Genomic DNA, 12,430 nt, shown 5'->3' on the forward strand with positions numbered 1-12,430 from the left:
TAATATCCCTGAGTGGCGGCGTGATTGCGTCTGTATCGTCGCTGATATGGTGTTTTTATCTCCGAGAATTTCTATCTTCTTCCGTGCGCGTGTTATCGCAGTATATAGTATCTCTCTTCCGAAGTATTCCGCTCCTTGTGGCATGACTAGTAGGACGTCGTCGTATTCGCTTCCTTGGCTTTTATGTACCGATACGCAGTACGAATATTCGTGGCGTGGCAGTACGATGGCGGGAATTTTTCTTATGCCATGGGTTTTGTCGTAATATCGTTGCTCTTCGTTGCCGGGGAATATCGCGTGGCTACCGATTCCTGATTTATATGTTGTCATTACACCGACATCGCCGTTCATCATCCCAAGGTTGTAGTCGTTTGTCGTTATCATTATCGGCGCGACGAAATATGGAAGGCTCTTTGCTTTTTCATACAGCCGCGACATGATAGCATTATTGAGAGCATCGACGCCGAGGTGTCCCCGACGCAGTGGTGAAAGCATACAGAAAGCTTTAAAGCTTGTGAGGAGCTCTTCTGGGGCAAGCTTCATGATATCGCGTGGCTTTGGAAAGCGGTCCAGCACATATCTTAGAAGTTTCTCCTGTGTTATTCGTGGATTCTCCGACCATATATCATCTCCGACGTTATGGTTCTGTAGTAGCGCTACTGCATCTTCGACGTTCCCGGAATTTACTGCCTGTGCCATCGCTACTATGTCGACACTCTCTGTCCTTAGGCATTTTTTCAGTCGGACAACGGCATCGCTATTCTCGTGACTTTCGACGAGGTCAGCGAACACCGACCCGGCCTCTACGGGAGGAAGCTGGTCGTTGTCGCCTATTATGATGAGACGCGTCCCGTCGGCTACGGCATCGAGAAGCTCGGCCATAAGTCGTACGTCTACCATAGAGCATTCGTCTACGATGATGATATCGGCGTCGATCCTACGTTTTTTTCTGTATCGTCGTGAAAACCCTATTCCTAGGAGTGCGTGTATCGTCATAGCCTTTACATCGGGGATTCCTGCCTTAAGGTTTGCGACGGCTTTCCCTGTCGGTGCCGCCAAAACAATGTCTGCTGAAGATGAAAGGCTTTTTTGTATAACATCTATCAGTTTCCGTGCGGTATATGTCTTCCCTGTTCCTGGGCCTCCTACTATCACTGTAAAGCACGACTGCAAAGAATGTCGTATTGCCTGTACTTGTTCGTCTAGGAGGTTTCCTCTATTGCACATCTCGCTCAAAAGCTTTTCGGAAATATTTTCGTCGTACTGTATCGCCGGCGTTGTCTTCATGATACGTGATATATTATCGAGGAACATCGTTTCATATATCCAATGTCGCTGTAAGTAAAGGTCTCCATCATATAAACAAAGCGGTTTAGTCGCTGTGGCATCATCGCCACTGACATCTACGGTGATATCGGGAGGTAGTTTTTTCTTCCCGGCAAGTATCATCTTCGACAGACGTTGTTGTTCTTCGGCGGTTAGTACGTCGTCGTTATCTTCAGAAATATTAAGCACCGACAATGGGTTTGGTGTTATTACATCATCGGAGATGGTGACACACAGGTGTCCGTTTTGTGCCGAGGCCATAAGGTAGCATAATACTGCAGCGACATCTTCATCGGAGTCGTCTAGGAGTTTGTTCGCGAAGAAATAGTCTATCTCTGAGAAGAATTTTCTCCTTACGAAATCGTATAGGTACGGCCACCTTATACTTTTATCTGGCGCGTTCTTCATGGAACATTCCAATTTTATCATATCCTGCTCCTCACGGTGTTTTCTTCTGGGAAGAAATGATATACGCCTTGTTGCGATTTTGTCTTATCGAGGCCGCGGAAGAAACAGTATAACACGCCACCAAAACACTCTTCGAATTTCCGCGTCTCTACGATGGAGAGATACCGCTGTATTGCTTGGGTATATATCGCTCCCTGCAGACGGTAGTCGTGGATTTCCATAGATTTTTCAAGGTTGCCGTGGTGGTATGCTTCTCCATCGGTGCCGAGCCACGTGGATTTCCAGTCGAGGATATAATATTTTCCTTTGTGCTCGAAGAAGATATCTATGGCGCCATTGAGGTATACGGCATCGGTTTCTGGGAACAGAAATTCATTCTCGCATGCTATCATATCGCGTGCTACGTCACACAGACGGAAGCCTTTTTCTCCGGCGATTAGTTGTGTCGTCATGGAATTATTAATGATATCAACGATAACATCGCCCCATTCTTCCAGAGAAGTGGCTGTTATATATTTTTTGACGATATCGATGACGTCGTCATCTGTCGTTAGGCATGCCTCCATGATATCGTGTAATATCGTGCCTGTCACCTTCCCTGCCGGCAGTGTATGTATTGTTTTATCTTCGCATATATAGTCGTGTGGTGGAGTTTCTATACGATGTTCATTTTTTGGCGATGCTAGAGATGTGAAAGACCTGAAATATGATGGGCTTTCTGGTATTGTAATACTTTCTGGAGGATATATTACGGTGGCTTCATCGTCGTGATAGCGGGATATCGTGTCTTCTTTTTTCTCTAGGATGGAATATCCTAAAATATCGTGTTGTGAGATAAAATCTATAAGGCTTTCTTTTTTGAAGTTCTGCATCCTAGAATACAGCTCTTCATACGCAGCTTCTTCTTGTCCTAGCCTTGCGAGGAAAAGCTCCATCGGCGATGCTGTGCCGTAAGGCGCCGTCGATTTCTCGGAATCTATTACTACTGGGGCGTACGTCATATATTTCGCTCTTGTCATGCTGACATACAGCTGTCGCATCTTCTCGGCGTCGATCTCCTCATAATATCGTCGCCATTCGTCGCTGTCTTTTTCGGCGGCGAGGAACTTCCTTATCCCTCCTTCATTTTTCGCTATAATGTCTTCCTCTTTTTTCGTGCGGCTTGCCAGTCCTAATGCGAAGACGACATCGAACTCAAGTCCTTTGCTGCTGTGTATCGTCAGGATTTCCACAGCATCGTCGTCGCTGTTTTGCCGTATCTTAAGTTTGTCCTCGTCGAAGTTTTCGATGTCTTTCATGCCTTCGAGATGACGTACGATGCCTTCTGGCGAGCAATATGTTGTGTTTTGGTGTTGTATTACTACGTCTGCTAGCTGTAAAAGCTCGTTATATAGGTCGTCTCCACCTTCTCGCGACACTATTTTCTCTGCTACGCTTTTTGTATCGTTTCCCCATGTTTTTGCCATCATAGCATTAAAGAATGCTGCGAAGCCGCTGTCGTACAAAATTTTCCTCAGAGAATATAGCGTAGCGATAATCTTTTCGTAGGAGCCGTCTTCGAGGAGCTCGCGTACTGCTTCGTCATCCCAGGCAATAAGCTCACTGGAAAGTGCTATCTTTACCGCGCTGAGATCTCTTGGTGCGATGACGGCGCTGACGACGTCTTTCAGCGCCGTACGGGCTTTTGTGTCGGCAAGGCTCCGTGATCCACGCCTCTTCGTAGGGGCGCCAGCTTTACGAAGGGCTGCTTCTATATTCTGCCCTTGATATCGGTCTTTGACAAGTACGGCAAAGCTGCTATATGGCATACCATCATCGCTGTGTAGCCTTTCTATTTCTTCTACTATAAAAGGAAAAAACACTGTCTTCTCGAGGTCTGGCGTCGGCAGGCGTTTAGTTTTTTTATTTATGCTTTCTTCCCCGACAAAGAAATGTACGCTACCTCTTTTTCCTGAAAGCTGTGGCTTTACAATATCGTCACAATGAAGGACTTCACGGTATGGCATCTCTCTATCTTCTTGTGGCAGCGTTATCATCTTAGGGGTATTATCTTTAGAGAAAAGGACGTTTAGCGCCCGTACAAGGTCACTATGCGAGCGGAAGTTTTTGTGTAACGTAGCAGTACCATTTTCTCCCATGGTATCTGCGGCGTTAAGGTACGTATATATGTCGGCATTTCTGAAAGAATATATCGACTGTTTAGGGTCGCCGACAAGGTATAGATATCTTCCATGATGGTCTTGCTGTGCGAAAAGCGTGGAGAAAATCTTCCACTGCAGTGGGTCGGTATCCTGGAATTCGTCGATGATGGCAACACGATAGCGTCCTTGTATTGCCTCGATGAAATCTTTGTCGTCGACACTCAATGCCATAGCGTCAAGAATACCATCGATGGTGTTTTTTTCTCTCTCTTCGAAAGCTTCCGACGCCATAATCCTACAGTCTCGTGCCATCCTAGCAAAGATTACGGCGGGGTTCTCTACATGATATATCGTGTCTTTAAGAAGTTCGTAAGCTTTCGCGAAGAACGCTGCGCCTTCTTCGTCGCCCACAAATCTTTTCTTTATGTTTTCTGGAGAAAAAGACTTTAGGAATGAAAAACTCGCTTTCGAGAAGTCTACATCTTCGGCGTCGTCGAACATCGCGGCGAAGGCGGTAGCGTTCTTCATAACGTCTTCTTTTGCTATGTTTTTGTTGTTGCACAGCAAGCAATATTTTTTGGCTTCGCGTCCGAAGATCTCGAGGACTTCCTCGGAATTATAATGATATTCTCCTTGTAAAGCCGCGATCTTTTCTTTGCAATCTTTTGTGGTGGCAGTGATGTCGGGGTATTCGGGGAACTCCCCTTGTTTTGTTATTATCCCCGCTAGTTTTATTGCCAAGGCGTCGATGCCGTTATATTTTTTCATCACAATGTAAAGCTGTTTGACACTATACTTTTCCTTGCCGACACTCGTCCTGAAAAAATCTTTGACGATCTCTATCATCTCTTGTGTTGTAATCCTCGTATCCATCCCTGTATCGCCGAGGTTTTGTCTGCTTTCGAAGGCGTATTCTTTCAATGCCTTTAAGCAAAACCCGTGTATCGTAAAGATCTGCGCTTCGTCGTAGGAAAAAAGCGCCTCTTTAAGCCGTCGTTTTGCTCTGTGTATCTCTGTGGCTCCGCCATCGGCATACTTAACGATATAGTCGTATCCACCGCCATCTTCTAATGAGTCTATGGCTTTTACTATAGCACCGCGGATGCGTTCTTTTAGCTCTGCGGCGGCTTTCTTTGTGAAGGTCACTGCAAGAATCTCATCGATGGTACAGGGCCCTCTTCCTCGTTCTATGTCGCCTTCCACCAAGAACCTTACGACGAGGTTTTCTATAGAGAACGTCTTACCCGTCCCTGCCGAAGCTTCAAGGAGACGGCTTTTATGTATTTCAGTATCTCGAGATAGTATGTCGAAGGCGCCTTCCGTCATCGTCCGCCTCCTTTTTTGCCAAGAAAGCCTTCGAACGCCATAGCGACAGGTTTGTGCCACGACGACACTATTTTTTCGGCATCGGGAAGGTCTTCTTTACAGAGAATTTTTGTAATATATTTGTCGCGGTATGTTTTGCCATAAGAGACCAAAAATCCTTGGATTTTTTTCTGTAGCGCTTTGGCGTCGCCAGTAGCGGCGTCGGGAACCCATTGAGGAATGAGAGGACAGCAGCATTCCATACAACGCCAATAATATCGTATGTATTCTTTCATTGTAATTTCTGGGTCTTCGACATGTAAGGCTTTGGCATCCCCTGTATACAGGAAAAGAGCGTCGCTGCCGACGGGGATGCTATAGTTCTTTGAAATATATTGCATCGCCAATAATGCCGGCCATATTTTTATTATGTTTTCCTTGTTGCTTTTGCCATAATAAAGGACTCCTCTGCTTGTGACGTCTTTTATTGTGCCTACAATGCTTATCGCTGTTCCTTCAATATCAATTTTTATTGCAGGGACCCTCCAGCGATCGCGGTCTTCGCGGACGGCTTTATGACATCTGGCGTCGAGCTCTACCGACATCACAGCGTCTGCGTCGAAGGCCTCCATATTTTTTCTCATCGTTATTATGTCGTCTTCTAATTCCTGTGTCGCAACGTCTCTGAAAGCCCCCAGAGGCAGCTTCGCAGTGCCAAAGCCTTTACCTGCCCCTTCTAACACCATGTCTTTTTTTATGATGTATTTTCCTAAATGCGACACTTCAAACTCGCTGTCACACGACCTCTCATCGTCTTCTAAGTATATCCCCAGGGTCTTATTGAAATAAGCCCTAACGGGGTTTTTTGCAATACCCAAGAGGTCGTCTATCGATATTGTATGAGCCCCCGTAGTGTTCTCCCCTTGAGATTTTATCTTTTCATCTTCGCAGAAAATCTCCCTCACGAAATGGTGAGGGCCGTCTTTTTCAGGATCATTCTTTGCTTCGCAGACATTATAGTCTTTAAAAGAATAGTTTTTTGCTAGGGTGTTGTTTTTATCGAAATAGCTTCTGTGATACTGCTGTAGTGGATGTTTTATCAAAAAAGTCTCTGAGAATACATTGTCGGCAATGTTATATGCTTTGTCGAGAAAGTCGACGACCTCCGATACGAGTATTGACGGCGAGCCTTTTCCATCTTCGTCGTCGCCATAATAACTCATATATAACACATCGCGTGCAGAGAGGATGTTTTCGAGGAAAAGATATCTGTCGAAATCCGCCCTCGTAGGCATATAGTCAGCGTCTTCATACGACGCCATATTGTCGAGAGAGTTTCTGTCGTCACGACGTGGATACGACTCTTCGTCCATACCTATCAAGCATATAACTTTGGAAGGAACGGCGCGCATGGGAAACATCGAGCAGAAAGTCACGGCGCTACAGCTTTTATCACGGACGTCAACATCTTGCTTTGAAAGGATGATGTCGAGGTGTTTTAAGACAGTGCTAAAGGTAAAGAGTTCTTCTGCGACGGCTTTTCCTGCTTTTTCTATAGCGCCGAAAGCGCTGAAAAGACGCTCCCCATCGGCGACGGCTTTTTTGTCTGTGCTATCGATAGTAAGATATTCTTCAGCAAGACATCGTAGATACTCCGCCCAGTCCTTTATTGTCATCGTCGTGCCGTCGGCCAGAGGCTTTAGGTTGTCCTCAAACGAAGATATCAGTGACGACATCTTACCGATAAATGGCGCGTCGGAAAGCTCTACATCGATAACGGGAATGCCATCATGAACCTCCACCATGGCGAGCTTTTCCATGAGACGGCCCAACCCTTCTTCCCATGTGGCGGTGTCGCCCTCTTCTGTCATCGTTTTTTTGCGATGTTCTCTTGCGATGACCTCTTGTCGATGTTTTCCGTCTTTACCCCACCGTATGTTCATCGTATCGATCCACTGCCTCAAAGTCTCGATGTCACGTCCGGAGATATTGTGTTTCATACGAAAAGAAGGGAAGTCAAAAAGCTGCACTATCGCCGAAGACTCCCAGCGCCCTGTTGCGAGCCTCAGCAGTGATGAAAATGCCTCTATCAAGCATCTTTGTCCTCCACTTTTTGCGTCGGAGACGTTGAATGGCAACAAAGAATCTTCGCTACCGAACACTGCATCGATATATGGTATGTAGTCACCGATATCCGGCGCCATAACGATGACGTCCGAAGGAAAGATATCGTCATCTTCTCGCGTTCCTATGATGTCGAGGATGTTGTTATACAGAACCTGAACTTCCCGCATCCGCGACGAAGCCTTATGAACCTGTACCGTCTTGTCATACGCGTCGAATTTAATAGGATCTTTATCTTTACTGTTGCGCATCAGCAGCATATCTGCCTGTAAAGCCTTAAGCATCGTAACCTCTGGAGGGTCTTCTTCATAGATATCGGGGTGGACGATATCGCTGTACTGCTCATATTTCATGACATCACGAGGCAGACGATATTCTTCGACGACGTTATCCCCTTCTCCCGCTACAGCGAAGAACTCCCTGCCAAGCTTACCGAAGTTCGCAAGGAGCGGATTTGTATCGCGAAGGTACTCTTCGAGTTCTTCGGTCTGTCCTTCAGAGACGTCGCGTTTTTTCCAATATCGACGTATCCCTCGTGATTCTCTGTCGCTCCTAGTGTCTCCCCAGAAGAAGCAGCACGGCGACAAAGCATAATGATATACAGGAAGGTCGTCGCCAAGGCTGTCAAAGAACCTTTTATACACCGAAGGGATGAAGCTGAAGCCAAAAAGATGTACTTGCATATCCCCAGAAGAAACTTCAGAGTCTTCATATTTCTTATCTTCGCGATATGGATAGCTCCAAGCATCGTCGCCAGAAAATATCCGACGCCACAGCGCCTGCTGCCAGTCGTGATATTCCCCTTTTTCCCACTCTTCGACCATGGTTCCCGCATACAATCCATATTTCTCAAAAAGAAGGGAGAGGTGGTTTGATATCTCTATAACTCTATTCTCAACCTTCGAGGTTTTTTCGTGGACGTCACCGATATAGTCGAGAAGCGGCGCCCACAGAGCTCGGTCTTCTTGTGTCATATCATCATAAGACTTTATAACGTCTTTAATCTCTGTTTCTAGACGTAGCGCTATCTCAAGAGAAGACGAAATCTTCGATATCTTTTCATTATCTCCAGCGAAGCATCGTTTTTTTATGGTGTCGATACCATCGGAGAGGAAGGCATATTCTATCCCTGCAGCGATGCCGATATCATCGGCAAGGCGAAGCATAAGCCACGACTTTATTGCTCGGCTTGGAACGACAAGAAGTCGTCGGGCGAAAGGCGTGGTGCCTTCTTTTGAAAACATGCTATCGCGCATGTTCTCATATAGCGCCTCTACCCTGTTGCTAAAAAAAAGTGTTGTATTAACGTTCATTAGAAGCAATATACCAAAAAAAGCTCTTTTTTTAATGAAAAATCCGCTATCCTTTATGAATATGTTTAACATACTACATTTTTTACTATGATATTACGACGCAAAGCACGGAAAAATTACACCTCTTTCGCCTTCCTCAACATCGCCCAGTTTCTTGGTGCTATGAATGACAACATCTTCAAATTGCTTCTTGTGTTTTTGCTCATCGACATAAAAGGCGCTGAAAACAGCCCAGTAATCTTGGCGACAGCAGGGGCAGTATTCGTTATCCCGTTCCTTCTCTTCTCGCAAGCGTCTGGCGTCCTCGCCGACCGTATCAGTAAGAGAAACATCGTCGTTTTCACGAAATTCCTCGAACTTTTCGTTATGCTTCTCGGTGTTCTGGCTTTCGCTTTGCGCACCGAAACCTTCTCGTATGTAATATTGTTCCTTATGGCAACACAGAGCGCCATCTTCGGACCTTCGAAATATGGCATCATCCCTGAGCTCGTAAAAAAAGATCGGATAGCAAAGGCCAATGGACTACTGTCGCTATTCTCCTTCACAGCTATAGTGTTTGGAACATTCCTCGCGGCGTTCCTCACCGACATCACCGAAAGAAACTTCGTTCTGACCGCCTTGTTTTGCTCGTTCATCTCCCTCCTTGGAATCTTTGCGAGTCTGAAGATCGAGAAAACACCTCCTTCGGGGTCTCACAAAAAATTCAACCCGTTCTTCCTATACGAAATATATAAAACGCTGGCAAGATCACTAAAATACAACCACCTACTTACCGCTGTATTGGCTTCGGCGTTCTTCTTCTTCGTAGGGGCCTTCATGCAGCTAAACATCATACCTTTCGCCATGAGCTCCCTTGGTCTCACCGATGTACAAGGTGGATATCTCTTCCTCCTCGTGGCTATAGGAATAGGAACAGGATCGTTCCTTGCGGGAATCATCTCGGGAAAACAGGTTGAGCTAGGTCTTGTCCCTATCGGAGGCCTAGGAATTGTGGGCTGCTGTATCGTCTTAACAATATTCCCGACACACCTCAACGTCGTTGCAGGATCGATAACACTTCTTGGAGTCTTCGGCGGGTTCTTCATCGTCCCTGTCGATTCCTTTATACAAATAACTAGCCCCAAAGAGTACCGTGGGCAGACGTTAGCAACTATGAATTTCATGTCGTTCATCGGGGTATTATGCGCCTCGATGCTACTGATGCTCTTCAGCGAAAAGTTCGCCCTAACGCCAAACCAGGGATTCATCGGTATGGGGCTGATAACCCTCTTTGTAACGCTGATCATAACAATAACAATCCTAGACTATTTCGTACGTTTTCTCTCGCTCGTAGTCTCGAATATACTCTTTCGTGTACGCCTCAATGGAAAGAAAAACGTCCCAGCGTCGGGTCCAGTACTATTAATATGCCGACACTCTTCGTGGGTCAATGCCATGCTCCTCCTCGCAACACAACGTCGGGGGATGCGTTTCATCATAAAATGTAAGAACGACTACCGCTGGCTCGCCCCTTTGTATAGGATAATGAAAATAATACCTATAACGAACAACGACGGACCATTTCACACCGCACAGCTTCTAAAAGACATACACCGAGGCTTCCGCCGTGATTTCTCGGTATGTATATATATCAACGACAACGAAGACGAAGAGCAGCCGTTCCGCCACAACCCAATACAACAAATTTTAAACGAGCCGTCGTGCCCAGTCGTCCCTGTATGGACGACACAGAAGAACCGCTCTCAGCGTTTTTCTTGTGCTTTTAAACGTTTCTTCCGTTTCCGCGGGCGCACCCGCGCCATGATAACCTTTGGCAAAGAGATCTCCCGCAAAAAGACCTCTCTCGAGATATATCATTCTCTCATCAACGAAGACCCATATCGAAGGTGATAGCGTATAGGTATAGCGGCCATCAATACTTACTTTTATTGAAAATTGATCATTGATCCCTGATCATTGTATAGTGTATACTTAACATTTTTTATGATTACAGTAGGTTTACACCATGAAAAGAAAGAAGCCACGACGCCTATCATCGTTCGGATATCTTAACATTACACAGTTCCTTGGCGCCCTAAACGACAACATCTTCCAGCTTCTTCTCGCCTTCCTCCTTATCGATATCCTCGGCGCCGAGAACAGCGCCGTCATCTTGGCAACAGCTAGTGCTGTTTTTACCATACCGTTTCTCCTTTTCCTGCAGGCGTCGGGAGTCCTCGCCGACCGTGTCAGCAAGAAAAATATCATCGTCTTTGCGAAGTTCTTCGAGCTCGCCGTCATGCTCCTTGGCATCGTCGCCTTCGCTTTGCGCACAGAGGTTTTCTCATACATAGTCTTATTCTTGATGGCGACGCAGAGTGCTATCTTCGGCCCTTCGAAATATGGAATAATCCCTGAGATCGTCAAGAAAGAGCGTATCGCCAAAGCCAATGGATACATTTCGCTATTCTCCTTCGGCGCAATAATATTAGGAACCTTCTTCGCGGCGTTTCTCACCGATATCACCAACAGGAACTTTATTCTATCTGCATCGGCATGCTCTCTTATTGCCCTCGTCGGGGTGTGGTCGAGCCTTAAAATCAAAGACACACCTCCATCAGGGTCGCGCACCAAGTTCAACCCGCTCTTCATCTATGAAGTGTATAAGACGCTAAACCGTTCGAGAAATTATAACCACCTTCTTACCGCCATCTTAGGGTCGGCGTTTTTTCTCTTCGTCGGCGCCTTCCTAAAGCTCAACATCATACCTTTTGCCATAGAATCCCTAGGACTTTCTGACATCCAGGGCGGATATCTTTTTCTCTTTATAGCTCTCGGCATCGGCACAGGATCTCTCTTCGCGGGGAAATTCTCCGGAAAAAGAGTGGAGCTCGGCCTCGTCCCTCTAGGAGGTCTCGGCATCGTTATCTGCTGTGTCGTGCTGACAACGTTCAGCTCGTCCCTTGCTGTAGTCGTTCCAACGATAACGTTGCTAGGGATATCAGGAGGGTTCTTTATAGTACCTTTAGACGCTTTCATACAGATCGCCAGCCCCAACGAATACCGCGGACAGACGATAGCGACGAAGAGCTTCCTAAGCTTTATTGGTGTCCTAGCCGCATCGGTGGTCTTGATTTTCACTAAGAAGCTTGGCTTTACAGCAAACCAGGGCTTCATTGCCATGGGAATGATAACCTTTGTTATAACGATAACACTAACGATGCTCATTCTCGACTATTTCGTGCGATTCATGACTCTCGTCATGTCGAAGATACTCTTCAAGGTGCGTGCCACCGGCGCCAACCGCGTGCCGTCAACAGGTCCAGTACTTCTTCTATGCCGACACTCTTCGTGGGTCAACGCCTTCCTTCTTATGGCGACACAACGCCGTGGTATGCGCTTCATAATAAAATGTAAAAGAGACCGCTTTCGCTGGCTTGCCCCTATTTATAGGCTTATGAAGATAATACCTGTAACAGACAGCTCCGGGCCTTTCTATATGACGACGCTCCTCAAAGACATACGGCGTGGTTTCAACAGGGACTTCTCAATATGTATCTACATCCACGAAGACCACGACGAAGAAGACACCAAAACCGCCGAACGCTACAACCCTGTACAGCAGCTTCTCAACGAGATCGAATGTCCCGTAATACCAGTATGGGTGAAACAAAAGAACCGCTCGCAACAGTTCGTAAAAGTTCTTAAGCGCTTCTTCAAGCTCCGCGGACGTACTAAGGCGACGATAGCCTTCGGCGCAGAATTCTCACGAGATCGCACCTTCACCGATATGTACAAAAAACTCCTCGAAGATAGCCCGTACGCCGCCACAAA

General features: G+C 46.4%; 5 protein-coding genes. 2 read left to right on the forward strand and 3 right to left on the reverse strand.

Features of this window, described 5'->3' with window-relative positions:
- The 3 genes from recD to HN980_00410 all read right to left on the reverse strand — a co-directional run.
- Positions 1-1,755: exodeoxyribonuclease V subunit alpha (recD, locus tag HN980_00400; GenBank protein MBT6927947.1), on the reverse strand; the 1,755-nt coding region annotated here is incomplete at its 3' end.
- Positions 1,752-5,201, reverse strand: a complete 3,450-nt coding sequence (locus HN980_00405; protein ID MBT6927948.1) for a UvrD-helicase domain-containing protein — start codon at positions 5,199-5,201, stop codon at positions 1,752-1,754. The genes HN980_00405 and recD, both read right to left, overlap by 4 nt.
- Entirely contained in the window at positions 5,198-8,617 is a 3,420-nt protein-coding gene (locus tag HN980_00410; protein MBT6927949.1) for a hypothetical protein, read from the reverse strand. The genes HN980_00405 and HN980_00410 overlap by 4 nt, the downstream gene beginning before the upstream one ends.
- 87 nt (positions 8,618-8,704) lie before the next feature.
- Here HN980_00410 and HN980_00415 point away from each other — a divergent pair, with 87 nt between their 5' ends.
- Positions 8,705-10,507 (forward strand): MFS transporter, encoded by a 1,803-nt coding sequence (locus tag HN980_00415; protein ID MBT6927950.1) that lies wholly within the window; start codon positions 8,705-8,707, stop codon positions 10,505-10,507.
- Positions 10,508-10,622: 115 nt separating this feature from the next.
- The coding region (locus HN980_00420; protein ID MBT6927951.1) for an MFS transporter at positions 10,623-12,430 on the forward strand (1,808 nt) is incomplete at its 3' end.

The sequence above is a fragment of the Waddliaceae bacterium genome (genome assembly GCA_018694295.1).
Taxonomy (GTDB): Bacteria; Chlamydiota; Chlamydiia; order Chlamydiales; family JABHNK01; genus JABHNK01.

Bases quoted from the DNA above. Each gene is read 5' to 3' on its own strand.
- HN980_00405 (MBT6927948.1), bottom strand. From the start codon at position 5,201: ATGACGGAAGGCGCCTTCGACATACTATCTCGAGATACTGAAATACAT.
- HN980_00410 (MBT6927949.1), bottom strand. From the start codon at position 8,617: ATGAACGTTAATACAACACTTTTTTTTAGCAACAGGGTAGAGGCGCTA.
- HN980_00415 (MBT6927950.1), top strand. From the start codon at position 8,705: ATGATATTACGACGCAAAGCACGGAAAAATTACACCTCTTTCGCCTTC.